We start from the raw sequence: 22,192 nt of genomic DNA on the forward strand, positions 1-22,192 counted from the left end.
TAACCTCATGACCGCGAACCGCCCGAAAAAGCCGCACTCCCGGCGTAATATCATCCTCTGCGTTATTTTGCTATTGCTTGTCGCAGGCCTGGTCTGGCGCTTCTGGCCGACTCATTCCGCAGCGGGCGCGCATGGCGGCATGAAAGGGCCGGGCGGGCCCGGTAGTGCAGGCCCGATGATGGCGGGGATGACGACGCCGGTGCACACCAGCGAGGTCACGCAGGCTGATGTGCCCATCTATCTGACGGCGCTTGGCACTGTCATCCCCAACGCCACGGTCACCGTGACCAGTCGCGTTGACGGGCAGCTGACGCACGTTTACTTCAAAGAGGGGCAGAAAGTCAGCGCCGGGCAGCTGCTGGCGCAGATTGATCCGCGCAGCTACCAGGCCACGCTGGCGCAGTATCAGGGCGACCTTAACCAGAATCAGGCGCTGCTGAAAAGTGCCCAGCTGACGCTGGCGCGCTACCAGAAACTGTTTGCCCAGGACTCGCTGGCGCGCCAGGATCTCGACACGCAAACGGCCACCGTCGGCCAGTACAGCGGGGCGGTGAAAGCCGATCTGGCACAGATTGATGCGGCAAAGCTTAACATTGAGTATGCGCGCATCACCGCCCCGATCGGCGGGCGCGTCGGCCTGCGGTTGGTCGATGCCGGTAACATGGTGCAGAGCAGCTCCACTACCGGGTTAGTCACCATTACCCAGACCCAGCCTGCCGCGGTGACCTTTAGCGTGCCGCAAAGCCATATCCCGTCGTTGCTTAAAGCGCTGCACCACGACCAGAGCCTGCCCGCCACCGCGTTTGACCAGCAGGGCAGCAGCGAGCTGGGGCAGGGGGAGGTGCAGTTTATCAGCAACCAGATCGATACCAGTACCGGTAGCGTGGAGCTAAAAGCGCTGTTTGCCAATCAGGATGAGGCGCTCTATCCCAATCAGTTTGTCAATCTGCGCCTGCAAACCGGCACGCTGAAACAGGCGATGGTCATCCCGGCTCAGGCACTGCAGCTCAGCAGCGATGGCAGCTTTGTCTGGGTGGTCAATAAAGACCACAGCGTGACGCGCAGGGCGGTGAAAACTGGCCCGGCGTTTGGTGACAGCCAGCAGGCGATCCTCGCAGGGGTGACGGCCGGCGAGCAGGTCGTCACGGAAGGGATCGATCGCCTGACCAACGGCAGCAAAGTCTCGGTGGTTTCTGCCGAAGAGGCGCAGAGCGCGGCCGGCAGTAAGACAGCACCATGAATCCGTCACGCATTTTTATCGCCCGCCCGGTAGCCACTATCCTGCTGATGGTGGCCGTGCTGCTCTCCGGGATTTTCGCTTACCGCATGCTGTCGACCTCGGCGCTGCCGCAGGTGGATTATCCGACGATTCAGGTCACCACGCTTTATCCCGGCGCCAGCCCGGACGTGATGGCCTCCTCGGTCACCGCGCCGCTGGAACGCCAGCTCGGGCAGATGTCGGGCCTTAGCCAGATGTCCTCCAGCAGCTCCAGCGGCTCTTCGGTGATTGCGCTGAAGTTCTCCCTCGACCTGTCGCTCGACGTCGCGGAGCAGGAAGTGCAGGCGGCGATCAACGCCGCCGACAGCCTGTTGCCGACCGACCTGCCCAATCCGCCAACCTATAAAAAGGTGAATCCGGCGGACAGCGCGGTGATCGCTCTCGCGGCCAGTTCGGACACGCTGCCGCTGACCAAAGTGCAGGATCTGGTGAACACCCGTATCGCGCTGAAGCTGTCGCAGATCTCCGGCGTTGGCATGGTCACGCTGGCGGGCGGGCATCAGCCCGCTATCCGCGTGCAGATGGATCCGAAGGCGCTGGCGGCGCACGGCCTGACGCTGGAAGACGTTAATACCCTGGTCAGCAACAGCAACGTTAACGGCTCAAAGGGCGGATTCGACGGCCAGTTTCACTCGGTCACCATCGACGCCAACGACCAGCTGCGCACCGCCGCCGAGTACGGCAATCTGATCCTCACTTATAAAAATGGGTCGGCGCTGCGCCTGCGCGACGTGGCGCACATTGAAGAGGCGGCGGAAAACACCTGGCAGTCGGCGTGGGCGAACAACAGCCCGGCGATCGTTATCAGCGTACAGCGCCAGCCCGGTGCCAACGTGATCTCGGTGGTGGACAGCATTAAAGCCCAGCTGCCGGCCCTGCAGGCTGCGCTGCCGGACGGGGTGAAAATGACGATACTCTCCGACCGCACCCAGACGATTCGCGCCTCGATCGGCGACGTACAGTTTGAGCTGATGCTGTCGATTGGCCTGGTGGTGATGGTGACTTTCCTGTTCCTGCGCAACGTGGCGGCGACGCTGATCCCCAGCCTCGCGGTGCCGCTGTCGCTGGTCGGCACCTTTGGCGTGATGTACCTGGCGGGCTTCAGCCTGAATAACCTCTCGCTGATGGCGCTGACTATTGCCACCGGCTTTGTCATCGACGATGCGATTGTGGTGGTGGAGAATATCTCCCGTCGTCTTGAGCAGGGCGAAACCCCGATGGAAGCGGCGCTGAAAGGCTCGGCGCAGATTGGCTTCACCATTATCTCCCTGACTTTCTCGCTGATTGCGGTGCTGATCCCGCTGCTGTTTATGGGGGATGTCGTCGGACGGCTGTTCCGCGAATTTGCCATCACCCTGGCGGTGTCGATCTTCGTCTCGATGCTGGTGTCGCTGACCCTGACGCCGATGCTGTGTGCCTACCTGCTGCGCCACATCCCCGAGGAGCGCCAGTCGCGCTTTTACCGCAAGGGCGGGCAGTTCTTCGATAAGCTGGTGGCCGGTTACGACCGCCTGCTGACCATCGTGCTGAACCATCAGCGGCTCACGCTCTGTGTCGCGCTGGCCACGCTGGTGTTTACCGCGCTGCTGTACGTGGCGATCCCGAAAGGCTTCTTCCCGGCGCAGGATACCGGGCTGATCCAGGGGGTTACCGTGGCGTCGCAGGATGTGTCGTTTAAGGAGATGTCGCGCCGTCAGCAGCAGCTGGCAGCGGAGATCCTGAAAAATCCGGCGGTTGAAAGCCTCTCCTCTACCGTCGGCATTGACGGCAGTAACACCAGCCTGAACAGCGGCCGTATGCAGATCAACCTTAAATCTTTTGCGGATCGTGACGAGCGCGCCGATGCCGTGATCAAACAGCTGCAGCAGGCTAGCGCCAGCGTGCCGGGCATTCAGCTCTATATGCAGTCGGCACAGGATCTCACGGTCAACGATCGGGTCACGCCGGACCGCTACCAGTTCAGCCTCGACGACGCCGACAGCGAAACCCTGGTGACGTGGTCGCCGAAGCTGGTCAGCGCGCTGCAGCAGCGCCCGGAGTTCAGTTCCGTGGTCAGCGACCTGCAGGACCAGGGGCAAGTGGCCTGGGTCGAGCTGAACCGCGATGCCGCCGCGCGCTACGGCATTACCGCCGCCGATGTTGATACCGCGCTGTATAACGCCTTCGGCCAGCGGCTGATTTCGACCATCTTTACCCAGTCGAATCAGTATCGCGTGGTGCTGGAGGTGGCGCCAAGGTTCCAGCGCTCCCCGGCGTCGTTTGACGATGTCTGGCTTCAGCCGTCCGGCAGCAGTTCGACCAGCGCCAGCAGCGCTACCCTCTCTACATCAACCAGCAGCAGTTCCAGCAGCGCGACCGCCACGACGACCACCGGCATGGTGCGCCTGACTTCGGTGGCCGCCATCCATCTGCGCACCGGCTCGCTGGTCCATATGCGCCTCAATCAGTTCCCGGCGGTCAACGTGTCGTTCAACCTGAATGAGGGCTACTCGCTGGAGCAGGCGCAGCAGGCAATTAGCGAGGTCAGCGCCGCGCTGGCGCAGCCGTCATCCATTACGCTGCGCTACCAGGGCGAGAGCGCCGCATTCCAGAACGCCACCGGCAATACGCTGTGGCTGATCCTCGCCGCGCTGCTCACCATGTATGTGGTGCTGGGCATTCTCTACGAGAGCTTTATCCATCCGGTGACCATTCTCTCGACGCTGCCCTCGGCGGCGGTCGGCGCGCTGCTGACGCTGCTGCTGGCGGATACCGAATTCAGCCTGATCGCGCTGATTGGGGTGATCCTGCTGATCGGCATCGTGAAAAAGAACGCCATTATGATGATCGATTTTGCGCTGGAGGCGGAGAATAAGCAGCACCTCAGCCCGCGTGAGGCGATTCACCAGGCGTGCCTGCTGCGCTTTCGGCCGATCCTGATGACCACCATGGCCGCGCTGCTTGGGGCGCTGCCGCTGATGCTGGCTTCCGGTTCCGGAGCCGAACTGCGCCAGCCGCTGGGGCTGGTGATCGTCGGCGGGCTGATCTTCAGCCAGCTGCTGACGCTGTTCTCCACCCCGGTGATCTATCTGTGGTTCGACGGCATGTCGCAGCGCGCCAGACGCGCTCTGCACCGCCGCGCCGCGCGGGGGCGCGAATGAGTATCACACGCCTGTTTATTTTCCGCCCGGTTGCCACGCTGCTGCTGACGCTGGGGATCCTGCTGCTGGGCGCGCTCGGCTACCGCCTGCTGCCGGTCGCACCGCTGCCGACGGTGGATTTTCCGACCATTATGGTGTCGGCAAGCCTGCCCGGCGCCAGCCCGGAAACCATGGCGGCCACCGTCGCTACCCCGCTGGAGCGCGCGCTGGGGCAGATTGCCGGCATTAGCGAGATGACCTCGGAAAGCTCGCAGGGCTCCACCAATATCATCCTGCAGTTTGCGCTGAGCCGCGATATCAACGGCGCGGCGCGCGACGTGCAGGCGGCGATTAACGCCTCGCGCAGCCTGCTGCCGAGCAGCATGCCGTCGCTGCCGACCTACCAGAAAGCCAACCCGTCCGACGCGCCGATAGTGATGATGGCGCTCTCGTCCACCACCCGCACCAGCGCCGAGCTGTATGACCTTGCCGACAGCAAGATTAAACAGAAGGTTGCCCAGGTGAATGGGGTCGGGGAGGTCTCGCTGCGCGGCAGCGCGCTGCCCGCCGTGCGCATCGACCTGCAGCCGCAGCAGCTTAGCCAGGCCGGCATCTCACTGGATACGGTGCGTGCAGCGGTGGCCAACAGCACCACCAATCTGCCTAAGGGAATGCTGGAAGGGAAAACCCAGTCGTGGATGGTTGACGGTAACGGCCAGCTGGAGCAGGCGCAGCAGTATCGTGACCTGGTGGTGAGCTACAGCAACGGGCGCGCTATTCGCTTAAGCGACGTGGCGAAAGTCTATGACGCGGTGGAGGATAACTACAGCGCCGGTTTTTATAACGGCTCGCCGTCAGTGACCATTGGCGTAACGCGCTCCGCCGGGGCCAACATGCTGGAGACCATCGACGGCATTAAAGCGCAGCTGCCGCTGATTGAGAAAGCGCTGCCCGCCGACGTCAGGCTGACCATCGTGGTGGATCGCGGCCCCAACGTGCGCGCCTCGCTGTACGACACCGAAGAGACGCTGCTGATCGCCATGCTGCTGGTGATTGGCGTGGTGTTTGTTTTCCTGCGCGACGTGCGGGCGCTGGCGATCCCGGCGCTGGCATTGCCAGTGTCGCTGGTCGGCACCTGCTCAGTGATGTATCTGCTCGGCTATAGCCTGGATAACCTGTCGCTGATGGCGCTGATTATCGCCACCGGCTTTGTGGTCGATGACGCCATCGTGGTGCTGGAGAACATCACCCGCTATATCGAACAGGGGCTGAGCCCGGTACGTGCATCGATTAAAGGCGCGCAGGAGGTCAGCTTTACCGTGCTGTCGATGACTCTGTCGCTGATTGCGGTGTTTATCCCGATCCTGCTGATGGGCAGCATTGTTGGTCGCCTGTTCCGCGAGTTCGCGGTCACGCTGACAAGCTCACTGATTATCTCAATGGTGGTGTCGCTCAGCCTGACGCCGATGCTCTGTTCGCGCCTGCTGAAGCGTAAAACGCAGGTGACAAAGCGGCCACATCCTCTTTACCAGTGGATAGAAAACGGCCTTAATCGCCTGCTGTCCAGCTATGCGGCGGCGCTGGCGTGGGTGATGCGCCACCAGCGCCTGACGCTGTTTAGCCTGCTTCTTACCGTGGTGCTCAACCTGTTTCTCTATGCGGTGGTGCAGAAGGGGTTTTTCCCTAATCAGGATACCGGCCTGCTGATGGGCATGATGCGAGCCGATCAGAATGTCTCCTTCCAGGCGATGGAGCCAAAGGTGAAAGCCTTTGCCGCGATGATCGAAAAAGATCCGGCGGTGGATGGCGTGATGTCGTCGATGGGCAGCGGGGCATTCGGTTCGCGCAATACCGCGATGTTCTTCGTGCATCTGAAGGACTTCGACCAGCGTGACGCCAACGCCAGCGAAGTCGCCAACCGCCTGAGCGGCAAAATGAGCAGCGTGCCCGGGGTGCAGCTGTTTCTGATGGCGGCGCAGGATATCCATATCGGCGGGCGCAGTGCCAACGCCTCGTATCAGTACAGCCTGCAGGCCGACGATCTCGACACGCTGCGCGTCTGGACGCCGAAGGTCAAAGCGGCGCTGGAGGCGATCCCGCAGCTGACCAGCGTCGATTCAGATTCGCAGACCGGCGGGCAGGAGGTGATGATCAACATCGATCGCGATCGCGCCACTCGCCTCGGCGTCAACGTGCAGATGCTTGACGATATGCTGAACAACGCCTTCAGCCAGCGCCAGGTCGCCACGCTGTATAAAACGCTGAATCAGTACCACGTGGTGATGTCGCTCAGCGGTGAATGGACGCGTGACCCGCAGACGCTGAATAAGCTGTTTGTGATTAACGACAGCGGCGATCGCATTCCGCTCTCCGCCTTTGCCAGCTTCAGCGGGGCTAACGCGCCCTTGTCGGTAAACCATCAGGGGCAGTCGGCCACCAGCACCATCGCCTTCAACCTGCAGGATGGCGTATCGCTGGAGCAGGCGCAGGCGGCGGTGAAAACGGCGATGGCGAAAATCGGCCTGCCGGACAACGTGCAGGCGGGCTTTGCCGGAACCGCGCAGGCGTTTACCGAGCTGAGCGCCTCTATGCCGTGGCTGATTCTGGCAGCGCTGGCGGCGGTGTATATCGTGCTGGGCATGCTGTATGAGAGCTACATCCATCCGCTGACCATCCTCTCCACGCTGCCGTCCGCCGGGGTCGGCGCGCTGCTGCTGATGCTGCTGACCGGCACCGAGCTGACGGTGATTGCGCTGATCGGTATTCTGCTGCTGATCGGCATTGTGAAGAAGAACGCCATTATGATGATCGACTTTGCGCTGGCCGCCGAACGCCAGCAGGGCATGAGCCCGCAGCAGGCGATTACCCAGGCCTGCCTGATGCGTTTCCGCCCGATTATGATGACCACGCTGGCCGCCTTCTTCGGCGCGCTGCCGCTGGCGCTCGGCAGCGGCGGCGATGCCGATCTGCGCAGCCCGCTGGGGCTGGCGATTGCCGGTGGCCTGGCGCTCAGCCAGCTATTAACCCTGTTCACCACCCCGGTGGTTTACCTCTATCTTGATCGCGTCAGTCGCGCCACTCAACGCCAGTGGCAGCGCCTGCGCCAGGCTGAATAATCCGATGAAAATGATGATGAAAACCCTGCCCGTTGCGCTCGCTCTGCTGATGGGTGGCTGTGCCGTTGGCCCGGACTACCAGCGCCCGAGTGCGCCGGGCGCGCTGCACTATAAAGAAGCGCAGGGCTGGCTGCAGGCCAGTCCGCAGGACCAGGCCAGCAAAGGCGCGTGGTGGGCGGTCTATCGCGACGCCACGCTCGATGCCCTGCTGCGTCAGGTGCAGGTCTCCAACCAGAATGTGGCGCAGTATGAAGCGCAGTATCGCCAGGCGCTGGCGCTGGCCTCGGAGTCGCGCAGCGATCTGTTGCCGAGCGTTACCGGCAGCGGCAGCTCGACGCGCAGCGGCACCGCCAGCAGCAGTGAAACAGGCAAATCCATTAGCAACAGCCATTCGCTGCAGGCGTCCGCGTCCTGGGAGCTGGATATCTGGGGCAAACTGCGCCGTACGCTGGAGGAGAACCGGGCCAGCGCCGATGCCAGTGCGGCGGAGCTTGCCAACATTACCCTCAGCGCGCAGTCGACGCTGGCACAGGACTATTTCCAGCTGCGCATTCTCGACCAGCGCATCGCCCTGTACCAGAAAAGCGTTGAGGCCTATCAGCGCTACCTGACGGTGATCAACAACAAATACCAGGCGGGTAGCGAATCGCGCGGCACGCTGGCGCAGGCGGAAACGCAGTTGGAGAGCGCCCGCGCCTCGGCGCTCGATCTCAGCTGGCAGCGCGCGCAGCTGGAGCACGCCATTGCGGTGCTGATCGGCAAAACCCCGGCGGCGTTCAGCCTGGCGGTGGCACCGCTGCAGGCCACGCTGCCCACTATTCCGCAGGCGTTACCGGCGGATCTGCTGCAGCGCCGCCCGGATATCGCCCAGGCCGAGCGCACCGTGGCCGCCGCCAATGCGGCGATTGGCGTGGCGATTGCCGGTTACTATCCCGACCTGACGCTCAGCGCCAGCGGCGGCTACAGCAGCTCGACCTTTAGCCACCTGTTCTCCCTGCCGAACCGCGTCTGGTCGCTGGGGCCGGAGTTGAGCGGGACGCTGCTCGACTTTGGCGCCACCTCGGCGAAAGTTGAGCAGGCGCGCGCTGCCTATGACGCTGACGTGGCCAGCTATCGGCAGACGGTGCTGTCCGGCTTCGAAGAGGTGGAAAACTATCTGGTGGAGCTGCACACTTTTGCGGCGGAAATGCAGGCGCAGCAGCGGGCGGCAGCATCGGCGCAGGAGTCCGCCCGCGTCACCTATAATCAGTATCAGGCCGGGATGATCGACTATCTCGACGTTGCCAGCACCGAAAACACCAGCCTTAGCCAGCAGCAGAGCCTGCTGACGCTGCAAAGCACCCAGTGGGTCACCAGCGTGAAGCTGATCGTGGCGCTCGGCGGTGGCTGGAAAATCCCGTAGGGTTCAGGCATGCCTGAACCGATGAGCCACGCGGGCGAGGCATGCCACACGGGCGAGGCATGCCTCGCCCCTACAGGTCATCACCGCACCAATTCCTTAATAAATATTGAGTTGTCCGCACCTTTCCTGCATCGTTAACCCAGTTTATTGCAGCGAGAAAGGACAAGACATGCTGTTTTCCGTACTGCGTTTTCTGTTGCGGGTGCTGTTCCGCACGCGCCTGAACGGCGACCTCTCTGGGTTATATAAAGAGAAGGTGATCATCACCCCCAACCATATGTCGTTTATTGACGGCATCCTGCTGGCGGTCTTTCTGCCGGTAAAGCCGGTCTTTGCCGTATATTCCTCGATCAGCGAACAGTGGTACATGCGCGCGCTGCGCTCGCTGATTGATTTTGTGCCGCTCGACCCGACGAAGCCGATGGCGTTAAAACATCTGGTGAAGCTGGTTGCCCAGGGGCGCCCGGTGGTGATCTTCCCGGAAGGACGTATCACCGTCACCGGCTCCCTGATGAAAATCTACGACGGTGCAGCGTTCGTCGCGGCCAAATCGCAGGCGACCGTGGTGCCGATGCGTATTGAAGGGGCCGAATTCTCGCCGTTTGGCCGCCTGGCCGGGGTGTTTAAACGCCGCCTGTTCCCGCGTATTACCCTCACCGTGCTGCCCGCTACCGTCATTCCGATGCCGGATGCGCCGCGCGCGCGCGACCGCCGCAAGCTGGCAGGCGAGCATCTGCAGCATATTATGATGGAAGCACGCATGGCGGTGCGCCCGCGTGAGACGCTGTATCAGGCATTTCTCGCGGCGCGCACCCGCTACGGCCTGTTCAAGCCCTGCATTGAAGACGTCAGCTTCAAACCTGACAGCTACACCGGGCTGCTGAAAAAAGCGCTCGGCGTCGGGCGCATTCTGGAGCGCTACACCCGCCAGGGCGAATATGTCGGCCTGCTGCTGCCCAATGCCACCGTCACCGCGGCGGCGATCCTGGGCGCATCGCTGCGCGGGCGAATTCCGGCGATGCTCAACTACACCGCCGGGGTGAAAGGGCTGACCAGCGCGCTGACCGCCGCTGAAGTAAAAACCGTCTTCACCTCGCGCCAGTTCCTCGACAAAGGCAAGCTGTGGCACCTGCCGGAAGGCATCACCCAGGTAAAATGGATCTACCTCGAAGATCTGAAAGATACCGTCACCACGCAGGACAAACTGTGGGTGCTGCGTCATCTGCTGATGCCGTCCAGAGCGGAAGTGGTGCAGCAGCCGGAGGATGCAGCCATGGTGCTGTTCACCTCGGGGTCAGAAGGCCATCCGAAAGGCGTAGTGCACTCGCACAAGAGCCTGCTGGCTAACGTTGAGCAGATCCGCACCGTAGCGGACTTTACCCCGCGTGACCGCTTTATGTCCGCGCTGCCGCTGTTCCACGCCTTCGGCCTGACCGTGGGCCTGTTTACCCCGGTGATGACCGGGGCGCAGGTGTTTCTCTACCCCAGCCCGCTGCATTACCGCATTGTGCCTGAACTGGTGTATGACCGTAACTGCACCGTGCTGTTCGGCACCTCGACCTTCCTTAACAACTACGCGCGCTTTGCCAACCCGTATGATTTCGCCCGCCTGCGCTACGTGGTTGCCGGCGCTGAGAAGCTGCAAAATACCACGCGTGAACTGTGGATGGAGAAGTACGGCATTCGTATTCTCGAAGGTTATGGCGTTACCGAGTGCGCGCCAGTGGTGGCGATTAATGTGCCGATGGCAGCAAAATCCCACACGGTCGGGCGCATTCTCCCGGGTATGGATTCACGCCTGATCTCGGTTCCGGGTATTGAAAATGGCGGCCAGCTCCAGCTGCGCGGCCCGAACATTATGAAAGGTTACCTGCGTGTAGAACGCCCGGGCGTGCTGGAAGCGCCGGCGGCGGATAATGGCGAAGGGCAGATGGAAGCGGGCTGGTATGACACCGGCGATATCGTCAGCTTTGACGAAGGCGGCTTCTGCCAGATACAGGGGCGCGTGAAGCGCTTTGCTAAAATCGCCGGCGAGATGGTCTCACTGGAGAGCGTCGAGCTGATCGCGCTGAAAGCGTCCGCTGAAAAACAGCATGCGGCAACCATCAAGCCGGACGGTAATCGCGGCGAGGCGCTGGTGCTGTTTACCACCGATACTGAACTGACGCGTGAACAGCTGACCCGCGCCGCCCGCGAGCTGGGCAGCCCGGAGCTGGCGATACCGCGTGATATCCGCGTGCTGAAACAGCTGCCGCTGCTCGGCAGCGGGAAACCGGACTTTGTCACCCTGCGCGAAATGGCAGAAAAGCCAGAGGCACAACATGAAGAGTGAAGTTGCTGCTGCTAAACCGCTGATGTCGAAAGGCATGATGGCGGTGATCGCCGCCCAGTTCCTGTCAGCATTTGGCGATAACGCGCTGCTGTTTGCCACCCTTGCGGTGCTAAAACAGCGGGTCTATCCGGACTGGAGCCAGCCGATATTACAGATGGTGTTTGTCGCCACCTATATTATCCTCGCGCCGTTCGTTGGCCAGCTGGCGGACAGCTTCGCTAAAGGGCGGGTGATGATGTTCGCCAACGGGCTGAAGCTGCTGGGGGCGCTGGCCATCTGCGTGGGGCTGGATCCCTTCCTCGGTTACAGCCTGGTGGGCATTGGCGCTGCGGCTTACTCCCCGGCGAAATACGGCATTCTCGGCGAGCTGACCGACGGAGAAACGCTGGTAAAAGCCAACGGGCTGATGGAGTCTTCGACCATCGCCGCGATCCTGCTGGGTTCCGTGGCGGGCGGCTTCCTCGCCGACTGGAATCTGACCGGGGCGCTGGTGGCCTGCGTGCTGGCCTACGGCCTGGCGGTAGCGGCCAACCTGCTGATCCCGAAGCTGGCGGCGGCGCGCGGCGGCCAGTCCTGGCACCCGAAACAGATGTCGGCCAGCTTCTTCAACGCCTGCCGCGTGCTGTGGCGCGACGGCCAGACGCGCTTCTCGCTGGTCGGGACCAGCATGTTTTGGGGCGCGGGCGTCACGCTGCGCTTCCTGCTGGTGCTGTGGGTGCCGGTGGCGCTGGGGATAACCGACAATAAAACGCCGACGTTGCTGAATGCGATGGTGGCGATAGGGATTGTTATCGGGGCGATTGCGGCCGCGAAGCTGGTGACGCTGAAAACGGTCGGTCGCTGTATGCCTGCCGGGGTGTTGATCGGCGTGGCCGTTGTCGCCTTCTCGCTACAGCATCAGGCGATCAATGCCTACGTGCTGCTGGTCATTATCGGCATGCTCGGCGGATTCTTTGTGGTGCCGCTCAATGCACTGCTGCAGATGCGCGGTAAAGAGAGCGTTGGGGCGGGCAATGCGATTGCGGTGCAGAACCTGGGTGAGAACACCGCGATGCTGCTGATGCTCGGCCTTTACTCGCTGGCAATCAAGCTGGGCGCACCGCCGGTCGCCACGGGTGTCGGTTTTGGGGCGCTGTTTGCCCTCGCCATTGCGGTACTTTGGGGCTGGCAACTGGCCCAAAAACGCCGGGTATAACCGTCACGGGCCGAAAGGCCCGTTTTGCTGATTAAAGCGCACAACTTCCCACTCATTCTGCTTTCTGAAGGTCCCTTCTCTGCGCTAAAGTGACCCGGCGTCACTCATGACGCATCAGTACCACTGTCTTTATGGAGAAACGGACATGGAAAGAAGGGAATTTATTGCTAAATCTGCCCTGGCGCTGATTGCCTCTGGCATCGGGGCCGGCGCCAGCAGCTCGCTGTTGGCCAGTACCCCTCAACCGCAGTCAGCTCTGGCGGTGAATGATAAGTCGGGTAAGCCAACGCTGGCATTTGTGCTGTACCCGGGGATGACGCCGCTGGATCTGGTCGGCCCGGCCACCGTGCTGAGAAACCCGCATCTGAACGTAGAATTTGTCGCGCATGATTTACAGCCGCTGAGTACTGAGCTCTCCTTTCTGCAGTTTTTACCCACCACCACCTTTGATCGGCTGAAGCAGGTCGATATTCTGTGCGTGACCGGCACCGGCAATCCTTACGCCCATCTTCAGGACACTAAGATGCTCGACTGGATGCACAAAGTGGGCAGTAAAGCGGAGTGGGTGACCAGCGTCTGCACCGGGTCAATTCTGCTGGCCGCTGCCGGGCTGATGAAGGGCTACAAGGCGACGACGCACTGGTCGATGATTGACGATCTCAAGCCGTTTGGCGCCATCCCGCTAGATGAGCGGGTGGTGATTGACCGTAACCGTATTTCCGGCGGCGGCGTCACCGCGGGTATCGATTTTGGCCTCACCCTGAGCGACACGCTGATGGGCAGAGAGAGCGCCGAATTTGCACAGCTGCTGGTGCAGTACGATCCGCATCCGCCTTATAACAGCGGCACGCCAAAAACCGCGCCGGCTAACGTGACGGCAGAGGCCCGTAAAATGATCTGGCAGATGGTCGAAGGGGCAACGCCAGACTGGAAGCAGCGGGTGCAGCAGAGCGCTAAACGCGCCCTGCAATACTAAAATAGCTGACCTGGCTCTCTAGGGGCCGATCATTTTTTCGATCGGCCCGGGTTAGTGAGCAACGGGGAATTATGGCGCCGGGTAAGTGTACCGGCGATGAATCGCTTCCAGCCCTTCAATCACATCCTCATTCAGCGTGACGTCGTAGCTGTCGATATTAATTTTCAACTGCTCCAGCGTGGTGGCCCCCAGCAGCGTACTGGCGACAAACGGCTGCTGACGCACAAAGGCCAGCGCCATCTGTGACGGATCCAGACCATGTTTTTGCGCCAGCGCGACATACTCCGCCACGGCCTGCCCGGACTGCTCGCCGCTGTAGCGGGTAAAGCGGCTGAACAGCGTATTACGCGCTCCGGCCGGTTTCGCCCCGTTAAGATATTTTCCGCTCAGCACCCCAAACGCCAGGCTTGAATAGGCCAGTAGCTCAACGCCTTCGTGATGGCTGATCTCCGCCAGGCCCACTTCAAAACTGCGGTTCAGCAGGCTGTAGGGGTTCTGAATGCTGACAATACGCGGCAGCTCGTGTTTCTCTGCCAGCTGCAGGTAGCGCATAACGCCCCACGGTGTTTCATTCGACACGCCGATGTAACGAATTTTACCGGCGCGCACCTGCTCGGTCAGTGCTTCCAGGGTTTCCAGCAGCGTGACGGTCGCGGCGTTATCGCTGTACTGATAGTTCAGCTTGCCAAAATAGTTGGTCTGGCGCTGCGGCCAGTGCAGCTGATAGAGATCGAGATAATCGGTGTTCAGACGCTTCAGGCTGGCGTCCAGCGCGGCACGAATATTTTTGCGGTCCAGCGCCTGGTTTGGGCGGATTGACGCATCGGCGCCGCGCACCGGGCCAGCCACTTTCGACGCCAGCACCACTTTGTCGCGGTTGCCGCGGGCTTTCAGCCAGCTGCCAATGTAAGACTCGGTCAGGCCCTGCGTTTCCGGGCGCGGTGGCACCGGGTACATTTCGGCGGTATCGATCAGATTGATGCCGCGGCTGAGTGCTAAATCCAGTTGTGCATGGGCGTCGGCTTCGCTGTTTTGCTCACCAAACGTCATGGTGCCCAACCCCAGAGAACTGACTTCCAGGGTGCTGTGAGGGATACGGTGATAATGCATTGCCGGCTTCCTTTTTCATTATTAAATGGTCAGGGACATCAGCTTCGTCCGCAACAGAGTGCTTTCTGCCTCAGGTAAGCGCTGACGCGCCGAAACCCGGTTTTTGACTATAACCGCGCAGGCCTGGTGGGGGAAGAGGGGATTTATCGGGAAATGCGCTAGAGAGCCACCTTTAACCACGCAGGGCCAGGTGGCATTGCATAACTTAACGCTCAACGATGGAGGAGACTTCATCACCGTTGATCTGCTTCTCGTGGCCAGAGCCATCAGTGTATTTCACCAGCCCGGTCTCTTTATCAATCTGCGGCTTACCGTCAGTCATAATCATCGTGCCGTCTTTGGTTGCCATCACATAATCACTGCTGCAACCGCTGACTAAAACTGCCAGGCCCAGCACCGCTGCGCCAAAAATAACCTTCATATTCGTCTCCGTTACGCTTTCATTTCTCTCACTTTAGCCCAGTAATAAACTATTTTCCCGGTGCCGATAATCGCATGAGTCCGAAAGTATAGCTGACGCACATCAGGCCATTGACTTATCCCGCAGAGTTTACCTGCGGGATAATGGCGATTTACGCGGGCTGCTTCTTATTGCGTAACAGATTGAGGCACTCTACCGACATCGAGAAGAACATGGCGAAATAGATGTAGCCTTTAGGAATATGAATGTTAAAGCTCTCCAGCATCAGCGTGAAGCCAACGAGGATTAAGAACGCCAGCGCCAGCATTTTCACCGACGGGTGGCGATCGACAAAATCACCAATTGCGCGGGCGGCAAACATCATCACCAGCACGGCAATCACGACGGCAGCCATCATAATAATCAGGTGATCGGACAGGCCTACGGCGGTAATCACCGAGTCGAGGCTGAAGATAATATCCAGCACCATAATCTGTACGATAGCCCCGGCAAAGGAGTGCACGTTGGTTTTATGCTCGCCTTCGCCGCCTTCGATACTTTCGTGGATCTCCATGCTCGACTTCCACAGCAGGAACAGCCCGCCGAACAGCAGTATCAGGTCACGCGCTGAGAAGGCATGGTCCATCAGCGTGAACAGCGGATCGGTCAGGCGAATAACCCAGGCAATAGAGGCCAGCAGGCCAAGGCGCATCAGCATTGCGCCGGCCAGGCCAATACGACGGGCGGCATTCTGCTGATGTTTTGGTAATTTGGCGACGACCAGAGAGAGGAAAATAATGTTATCGATCCCGAGGACAATTTCGAGGATCGTCAGCGTACCCAAGGCTAACCAGGCATTAGGATCGGCAATCCATTCAAACATAAAATGTGAACCCTTAAACTTAAACGAAAGCTAAACGGCGATTATACGCAAGGTTGACTATTGCGGAACTACTTTTAGAGCAGGAAATGGCGGGCAAGCAGCGGGGCGGTAAAGCTTTTCTTTAAATAGAAGCCGCGCGGCAGGGTCATAATCGGCTGCCCGTGCTGACCGATGCCTTCCGTCAGCGCTTTACTGTTGGCGGCTTTTGGGCGGATCTGCAGCACTTCGCCGTGGCGCGCGGTGATCTGCTCCACCTGGCCCAGCACGATCATATCCATCAGCTCCTCCCAGTCGCGCTGCAGCTGGCGCTCTTCTTCCTCATTCGGGCTCCACAGCAGCGGTGCGCCGACATGGCGATGCTCAAGCGGGATCGCCCGATCGCCCTCTACCGGCACCCACAGCACCCGATGCAGTTTGTGGCGCACGTGGCTGTTAAGCCAGGTAACGCCGCTGTTGCCGGTCAGCGGCGCCACGCAGACAAAGGTGGTTTCCAGCGGCCGACCAGCGGCATCTACGGGAATTGTTTTCAGCTCCACGCCAATCTCCGCGAAGTCCTGCTGCGGCTTACTGCCCGCGCTGGCGCCGAGATAGCGCTCCAGCAGCATCCCCACCCAGCCCTTATCGCGCTTGAGATCGCGCGGGATCGGCAGCGCAATCCGCAGCGCCAGTTCTCCCAGCGTATAGCCCGCCAGCGCAGAAGCGCGCGCCATCAGTTCCGCTTCATTTTCTGGAGGAGGGATAAGGTTAAGATCGCCAGTCATAATAACTTCCGGATTTTGTTCAAAAAATAGACGCCATTTGCACACACAGCCAGAGAAACATTTCAGGCTGGGGAAAACGCTAATAATAGCATGATAAATCGTGTTTTTTTATTCTCTCGCCCGCAGGAAAAATCGCAGCTCCCAGGGGTTTTACCCGGGTTGTCACCGACAATGAACAGGTTCCCCCGGGTAGTTATCCACAGAAAAGTGGGATAACTTGCCCTTTTTGATAATACTGTTTCGATTTACAGCCTTGACGCAGGGTTTTTTACCCGCTTTAGCCGTGATACAGCCTAACTAATCGGCATATTCTGTGGATAACGTTCTAAGTGTGCGATCTTTCATCAGCTGGCGATCCTGCGCTGATGACAGCAGCATGACAACCCAGGTAAAAGCTGTGACTAACCTCTAAAGATGATGATTAATATGGGTTTATTCTGAGTTAAATCGCGGGTGAGTTTTGCCGACAATAAAGTTTTCCCCACCTGTTAACAGAGTTCTGCACAAAGCTATCCACAGAAAACGTGAATAAGATCGCCTTTTTAACCCGCTTTCTGTTTATAACTTTGCTTTAAAGGACGAGTTATCCCAGCTGCAGCGCCACACATCGCCTGAAAGCAGTGGTTTACCGTCTGTAAGGAGTATGAAACAATCAGAACATCCAGTTTTAGTTTGAGGTAGTCCGGTGATCGATGATGATGGCTACCGCCCGAATGTTGGTATCGTAATTTGTAACAGGCAGGGACAGGTGTTGTGGGCCAGACGTTATGGTCAGCACTCCTGGCAGTTTCCTCAGGGAGGGATTAACCCTGGCGAGACGGCGGAGCAGGCGATGTACCGCGAACTTTTCGAGGAAGTCGGTTTGAACCGCAAGGATGTTCGTATCCTTGCATCTACCCGTAACTGGTTACGATATAAGTTGCCAAAACGTTTGGTGCGTTGGGACACAAAGCCGGTTTGTATCGGCCAAAAACAGAAGTGGTATCTTCTGCAGCTGATGTGCAATGACGCGGATATCAATATGCAGACCAGCAGCACGCCGGAGTTCGACGGCTGGCGCTGGGTCAGTTTCTGGTATCCGGTTCGCCAGGTGGTCTCTTTTAAACGCGATGTTTACCGCCGTGTGATGAAAGAGTTCGCCAGCGTGGTTATGCCCCTGCAGGAGACGACCGTTCAGCGGAATACGCCTGGTTTTCGACGGAAGAGAGGTTAAGCCACGTAGATTATGCTCACACAGCTGCGCGAAATAGTTGAGAAAGTGGCGGCAGCGCCCCGGCTTACCGAGGCGCTGGATATTCTGGTTAATGAGATCTGTCTGGCGATGGATACCGAGGTCTGCTCGGTCTATCTTGCCGACCACGATCGCCGCTGCTACTACCTGATGGCTACGCGTGGGCTAAAAAAGCCGCGTGGGCGCACGGTCGCCCTGGCATTTGACGAAGGCATCGTCGGGCTGGTCGGTCGTCTGGCAGAGCCTATCAACCTTGCTGATGCGCAGAGTCACCCCAGCTTTAAATATATTCCCTCCGTGAAGGAAGAGCGTTTCCGCTCCTTCCTTGGCGTGCCGATTATCAGCCGCCGCCAGCTCCTTGGCGTGCTGGTGGTTCAGCAGCGCGAGCACCGCCAGTTTGATGAAAGCGAGGAGTCGTTCCTCGTCACCCTCGCCACGCAGATGGCGGGCATTCTCTCGCATTCCCAGCTTAACGCTCTGTTTGGGCAGTATCGGCAAACCCGCATTCGTGCGCTGGCTGCCGCGCCTGGCGTTGCCGTGGCGGAAGGCTGGGTCGACTCCAGCCAGCCCTCGCTGGAAAACGTCTCTGCCGCCTCTACGCTGGACACGGTGCGCGAGCGTGAACGCCTTGCCATGGCAATCAGCGAAGCCTCCAGTGAGTTCCGCCGCTACAGCAAACGCTTCACCGCCAGCATGCATAAAGAGAGCGCGGCCATCTTCGATCTCTACTCGCACCTGCTGAGCGATGCGCGGCTGAAGAAAGATCTGCTGGCCGAGATCGATGCGGGTTCGGTGGCGGAGTGGGCGGTGAAAACCGTGATTGAAAAGTTCGCCGCCCAGTTCGCCAGCCTGCAGGACAGCTATCTGCGCGAGCGCTCCGGCGACCTGCGCGTGCTCGGCCAACGTCTGCTGTTTCACCTCGATGACACCATGCAGGGCACCAACAGCTGGCCGCAGCGTTTTGTGCTGGTGGCCGATGAGCTGACGGCCACCACGCTGGCAGAGCTGCCGCACGATCGTCTGGCGGGCGTGGTGGTGCGCGACGGCGCGGCCAACTCGCACGCAGCGATCATGGTGCGGGCGCTGGGCATCCCGACGGTGATGGGCGCAGATATTCAGCCGGAGCTGATGAAAGGGCGCCTGCTGATCGTCGACGGCTATCGCGGCGAGCTGCTGGTTGACCCGGAACCGGTGCTGGTGCAGGAATATCAGCAGCTGATCAGCCAGGAAAATGAGCTGAGCCAGCTGGCCGAGGATGATGTATTTCTGCCGGGCGCACTGAAAAGCGGCGAACCGGTTAAGGTGATGCTCAATGCGGGCCTCAGCGCGGAGCATGAGCAGAAGCTCGGCAGCCGCGTCGACGGCGTTGGCCTGTACCGCACGGAAATCCCGTTTATGTTGCAGAGCGGCTTCCCGTCTGAGGAAGAGCAGGTGGCGCAATATCAGGGCATGCTGCAGCTGTTCCTCGACAAGCCGGTGACGCTGCGAACGCTGGATATCGGTGCCGATAAGCAGCTGCCGTATATGCCAATCAGCGAAGAGAACCCGTGCCTGGGCTGGCGCGGCATCCGCCTGACGCTCGATCAGCCCGAGATTTTCCTGGTGCAGCTGCGCGCCATGCTGCGCGCAAACGTCGCCAGCGACAACCTCAGTATACTGCTGCCGATGATCACCAGCCTGGATGAGATCGACGAAGCGCGCCGCCTGATCGACCGTGCGGCACGTGAAGTGGAAGAGATGCTCGGCTATGCCATCCCGCAGCCGCGCATCGGGATTATGATCGAAGTGCCGTCGATGATCTTTATGATCGACCAGCTCAAGCAGCGGGTCGATTTTGTCTCCGTTGGCACCAACGATCTGACCCAGTATCTGCTGGCGGTCGATCGCAACAACACTCGGGTCGCGAGCCTGTATGACAGCCTGCACCCGGCCATGCTGCGCGCCCTCAAAGCCATTGCCGATGAAACCCGCCGCGCCGGGATTGAACTCTGCCTGTGCGGTGAAATGGCCGGTGACCCGATGTGCGTGGTGATGCTGGTCGGAATGGGCTATCACCATCTCAGCATGAACGGCCGCAACGTGGCGCGGGTGAAATACCTGCTGCGCCACATCGACCATGAAGAGTCACAGGCGCTGGCACAGCGTGGTCTGGATGCGCAGCATGCCTGCGATGTGCGCCATATGGTGGCGGCCTTTATGGAGCGTAGAGGATTGGGCGGTCTGATCCGCGGCGGCCGCTAAAATCACGTTTAAGGCTATTTTATTTGCCATTTTGCCCCTGGGCAGTGCTCGGAATCCTCACGTACTACGTGTACGCTCCGATTCCTGTGCGCTGTCCGCGGGCAAACTGGCTGCAACAATTACGCCTAAAACGCGATTTGCTGAACCCTACAATTAATAAAGTTTACAGTTAGCCGGGGCCGCACTAATTCGCATTATGCTATGATGCGCGCCTTATGCAGCCCCCAGGCTGAATGATGCAGAGGCGGGGTACGCCCGTCCCTGCAACGCTCTGGCAATATTGGCTGCCTGTCTGGACAGACTTCAACAATGGTGAAAGATGAATAACGGCTATCTGGCTTTCCCCCAATTTGACCCGGTGATCTTCTCCGTCGGGCCAATCTCTCTGCACTGGTACGGTCTGATGTACCTCGTGGGCTTCATTTTCGCGATGTGGCTGGCGGTGCGCCGTGCTAATCAGCCGGGCAGCGGCTGGAAAAAAGAAGAAGTGGAAAACCTGCTGTACGCCGGTTTCCTCGGCGTATTCCTCGGTGGGCGTATCGGCTATGTGCTGTTCTACAACCTGCCACTGTTCCTCGATAACCCGCTGTATCTGTTCAAAGTCTGGGATGGCGGCATGTCATTCCACGGCGGTCTGATTGGCGTGATCGTGGTGATGCTGGTGTTTGCACACCGCACCAAACGTAACTTCTTCCAGGTGTCTGACTTTATCGCTCCGCTGATCCCCTTTGGCCTCGGTGCGGGCCGCCTGGGTAACTTTATCAACGGCGAACTGTGGGGCCGCGTCGACCCGAACCTGCCGTGGGCAATGCTGTTCCCAGGCTCTCGCAGTGAAGATATCGCGCTGGTCACCACTCACCCGGAATGGCAATCGCTGCTGTCGACCTACGGGGTGCTGCCGCGCCACCCATCGCAGCTGTACGAACTGATCCTTGAAGGGGTGGTACTGTTTATCATCCTCAACGTGTTTATTCGTAAATCTCGCCCAATGGGCGCGGTCTCAGGACTGTTCCTGATTGGCTACGGTGCGTTCCGTATTATTGTTGAGTTCTTCCGTCAGCCGGACCAGCAGCTGGGCCTGTTCAGCGGCATCAGCATGGGGCAGATCCTCTCTGTTCCCATGATTCTGGCTGGCGTGATTATGATGATCTGGGCGTATCGTCGTCGCCCTGCGCAACAGGTTCGTGAGGAAAAATGAAACAGTATCTGGCGTTAATGCAGCACGTGCTCGAGCAGGGCACGCCCAAAAATGACCGCACCGGAACCGGCACGCTGTCGATTTTTGGTCATCAGATGCGTTTCAATCTGCAGGACGGTTTTCCGCTGGTCACCACCAAGAAGTGCCATTTGCGCTCTATCATTCATGAGCTGCTGTGGTTCCTTAACGGTGACACCAACATCGCCTACCTGAAGGAAAATAAGGTGTCGATCTGGGACGAGTGGGCCGATGAAAAGGGTGACCTCGGGCCTGTTTATGGCAAACAGTGGCGCAGCTGGGGGGCTGCGGATGGGCGCCAGATCGACCAGCTGAGCAAGGTGGTCGAACAGCTGAAAAGCGACCCGGACTCGCGCCGCATCATCGTTTCTGCATGGAACGTCGGCGAACTGGATGAGATGGCGCTGGCCCCGTGCCACGCGTTCTTCCAGTTCTACGTTGCGGACGGCAAGCTCTCCTGCCAACTGTATCAGCGCTCCTGCGATATCTTCCTCGGCCTGCCGTTCAATATCGCCAGCTACGCTTTGCTGGTGCATATGATGGCCCAGCAGTGCGACCTGGAAGTGGGTGATTTTGTCTGGACCGGTGGCGATACCCATCTGTACAGCAACCACCTGGAGCAGACGCGCCTGCAGCTGACGCGCGAACCGCGCGCCCTGCCGAAGCTGATTATCAAGCGCAAGCCGGAGTCTATCTTCGACTATCGCTTTGATGACTTCGAGATCGAAGGTTACGACCCGCATCCGGCCATTAAAGCCCCGGTCGCCATCTGATCGGCTGCCTCTCCGCGCGCGGTTGGCGGAGAGGCACACTTTTCCCCCCGTTTCGTCCGCAATTTTCTTCCATTCCTGAAGCCTGCTCGCATGCCGAATGACACGCGCTGCAACACGCTGATCTCTCTGGATAACAGCGCATAAAACGCATTTCCCGT

Annotated in this window: 15 protein-coding genes; 11 read left to right on the top strand and 4 right to left on the bottom strand. The window is 59.8% G+C overall.

The genetic code is table 11. From position 1 onward, the window contains the following. Positions 1–7: 7 nt before the first annotated feature. The 7 genes from ID864_RS12405 (at position 8) to ID864_RS12435 (ending at position 13,419) form a co-directional block, all read left to right on the top strand. A complete protein-coding gene (locus ID864_RS12405; protein ID WP_191149883.1) occupies positions 8–1,240 on the top strand; it encodes an MdtA/MuxA family multidrug efflux RND transporter periplasmic adaptor subunit in 1,233 nt (410 codons plus the stop codon). Further along, entirely contained in the window at positions 1,237–4,419 is a 3,183-nt protein-coding gene (locus ID864_RS12410; protein WP_048917182.1) for an efflux RND transporter permease subunit, read from the top strand. The genes ID864_RS12405 and ID864_RS12410 overlap by 4 nt, the downstream gene beginning before the upstream one ends. Continuing rightward, the gene (locus ID864_RS12415; RefSeq protein WP_191149884.1) at positions 4,416–7,514 is read left to right on the top strand and encodes an efflux RND transporter permease subunit; all 3,099 of its coding nucleotides are present in this window, start codon (positions 4,416–4,418) and stop codon (positions 7,512–7,514) included. Before ID864_RS12410 ends, ID864_RS12415 begins: the two co-directional genes overlap by 4 nt. Before the next feature lie 16 nt (positions 7,515–7,530). Further along, positions 7,531–8,916, top strand: coding sequence for an efflux transporter outer membrane subunit (locus ID864_RS12420; protein WP_191149915.1), 1,386 nt, complete (start codon positions 7,531–7,533; stop codon positions 8,914–8,916). Positions 8,917–9,085: 169 nt separating this feature from the next. Then, positions 9,086–11,248: a bifunctional acyl-ACP--phospholipid O-acyltransferase/long-chain-fatty-acid--ACP ligase gene (aas, locus tag ID864_RS12425; RefSeq protein ID WP_191149885.1), complete on the top strand. Its 2,163-nt coding sequence runs from the start codon at positions 9,086–9,088 to the stop codon at positions 11,246–11,248. Next, complete coding sequence (gene lplT / locus ID864_RS12430) at positions 11,238–12,443, top strand: lysophospholipid transporter LplT (protein ID WP_099754934.1); 1,206 nt, start codon at positions 11,238–11,240, stop codon at positions 12,441–12,443. The genes aas and lplT overlap by 11 nt, the downstream gene beginning before the upstream one ends. Before the next feature lie 145 nt (positions 12,444–12,588). Continuing rightward, positions 12,589–13,419: a DJ-1/PfpI family protein gene (locus ID864_RS12435; RefSeq protein WP_048917178.1), complete on the top strand. Its 831-nt coding sequence runs from the start codon at positions 12,589–12,591 to the stop codon at positions 13,417–13,419. Positions 13,420–13,488: 69 nt separating this feature from the next. Here ID864_RS12435 and ID864_RS12440 read toward each other — a convergent pair whose 3' ends face one another. The 4 genes from ID864_RS12440 to mutH all read right to left on the bottom strand — a co-directional run bounded on the left by ID864_RS12440 (position 13,489) and on the right by mutH (position 16,573). Further along, positions 13,489–14,529, bottom strand: coding sequence for an NADP(H)-dependent aldo-keto reductase (locus ID864_RS12440; protein ID WP_048917177.1), 1,041 nt, complete (start codon positions 14,527–14,529; stop codon positions 13,489–13,491). A gap of 205 nt (positions 14,530–14,734) precedes the next feature. Further along, positions 14,735–14,950: a YgdI/YgdR family lipoprotein gene (locus tag ID864_RS12445; RefSeq protein WP_048917176.1), complete on the bottom strand. Its 216-nt coding sequence runs from the start codon at positions 14,948–14,950 to the stop codon at positions 14,735–14,737. A 151-nt stretch (positions 14,951–15,101) separates the two neighbouring features. Continuing rightward, positions 15,102–15,812, bottom strand: coding sequence for a TerC family protein (locus ID864_RS12450; RefSeq protein ID WP_048917175.1), 711 nt, complete (start codon positions 15,810–15,812; stop codon positions 15,102–15,104). 74 nt (positions 15,813–15,886) lie between these two features. Beyond that, positions 15,887–16,573, bottom strand: a complete 687-nt coding sequence (gene mutH / locus ID864_RS12455; protein ID WP_048917174.1) for a DNA mismatch repair endonuclease MutH — start codon at positions 16,571–16,573, stop codon at positions 15,887–15,889. A gap of 685 nt (positions 16,574–17,258) precedes the next feature. Here mutH and rppH point away from each other — a divergent pair. From rppH to thyA, 4 genes are all read left to right on the top strand, one after another. Continuing rightward, positions 17,259–17,786 carry an RNA pyrophosphohydrolase gene (gene rppH / locus ID864_RS12460; RefSeq protein WP_048917173.1) on the top strand — a complete coding sequence of 176 codons (528 nt, stop codon included), beginning with the start codon at positions 17,259–17,261 and terminating at the stop codon, positions 17,784–17,786. Between the two features lie 12 nt (positions 17,787–17,798). Continuing rightward, positions 17,799–20,045 (top strand): phosphoenolpyruvate--protein phosphotransferase, encoded by a 2,247-nt coding sequence (gene ptsP, locus ID864_RS12465; protein ID WP_048917172.1) that lies wholly within the window; start codon positions 17,799–17,801, stop codon positions 20,043–20,045. Positions 20,046–20,364: 319 nt separating this feature from the next. Continuing rightward, on the top strand, positions 20,365–21,243 hold the full coding sequence (lgt, locus tag ID864_RS12470) for a prolipoprotein diacylglyceryl transferase (RefSeq protein WP_048917171.1): 879 nt from the start codon (positions 20,365–20,367) through the stop codon (positions 21,241–21,243). Beyond that, positions 21,240–22,034: a thymidylate synthase gene (gene thyA, locus ID864_RS12475; RefSeq protein ID WP_048917170.1), complete on the top strand. Its 795-nt coding sequence runs from the start codon at positions 21,240–21,242 to the stop codon at positions 22,032–22,034. Before lgt ends, thyA begins: the two co-directional genes overlap by 4 nt. The last annotated feature ends 158 nt before the right edge of the window (positions 22,035–22,192 follow it).

Source organism: Erwinia aphidicola, from assembly GCF_014773485.1.
Classification (GTDB): Bacteria; Pseudomonadota; Gammaproteobacteria; order Enterobacterales; family Enterobacteriaceae; genus Erwinia; species Erwinia aphidicola.

Bases quoted from the DNA above. Each gene is read 5' to 3' on its own strand.
- ID864_RS12405 (WP_191149883.1), top strand. From the start codon at position 8: ATGACCGCGAACCGCCCGAAAAAGCCGCACTCCCGGCGTAATATCATC.
- ID864_RS12410 (WP_048917182.1), top strand. From the start codon at position 1,237: ATGAATCCGTCACGCATTTTTATCGCCCGCCCGGTAGCCACTATCCTG.
- ID864_RS12415 (WP_191149884.1), top strand. From the start codon at position 4,416: ATGAGTATCACACGCCTGTTTATTTTCCGCCCGGTTGCCACGCTGCTG.
- ID864_RS12420 (WP_191149915.1), top strand. From the start codon at position 7,531: ATGAAAACCCTGCCCGTTGCGCTCGCTCTGCTGATGGGTGGCTGTGCC.
- aas (WP_191149885.1), top strand. From the start codon at position 9,086: ATGCTGTTTTCCGTACTGCGTTTTCTGTTGCGGGTGCTGTTCCGCACG.
- lplT (WP_099754934.1), top strand. From the start codon at position 11,238: ATGAAGAGTGAAGTTGCTGCTGCTAAACCGCTGATGTCGAAAGGCATG.
- ID864_RS12435 (WP_048917178.1), top strand. From the start codon at position 12,589: ATGGAAAGAAGGGAATTTATTGCTAAATCTGCCCTGGCGCTGATTGCC.
- ID864_RS12440 (WP_048917177.1), bottom strand. From the start codon at position 14,529: ATGCATTATCACCGTATCCCTCACAGCACCCTGGAAGTCAGTTCTCTG.
- ID864_RS12445 (WP_048917176.1), bottom strand. From the start codon at position 14,950: ATGAAGGTTATTTTTGGCGCAGCGGTGCTGGGCCTGGCAGTTTTAGTC.
- ID864_RS12450 (WP_048917175.1), bottom strand. From the start codon at position 15,812: ATGTTTGAATGGATTGCCGATCCTAATGCCTGGTTAGCCTTGGGTACG.
- mutH (WP_048917174.1), bottom strand. From the start codon at position 16,573: ATGACTGGCGATCTTAACCTTATCCCTCCTCCAGAAAATGAAGCGGAA.
- ptsP (WP_048917172.1), top strand. From the start codon at position 17,799: ATGCTCACACAGCTGCGCGAAATAGTTGAGAAAGTGGCGGCAGCGCCC.
- lgt (WP_048917171.1), top strand. From the start codon at position 20,365: ATGAATAACGGCTATCTGGCTTTCCCCCAATTTGACCCGGTGATCTTC.
- thyA (WP_048917170.1), top strand. From the start codon at position 21,240: ATGAAACAGTATCTGGCGTTAATGCAGCACGTGCTCGAGCAGGGCACG.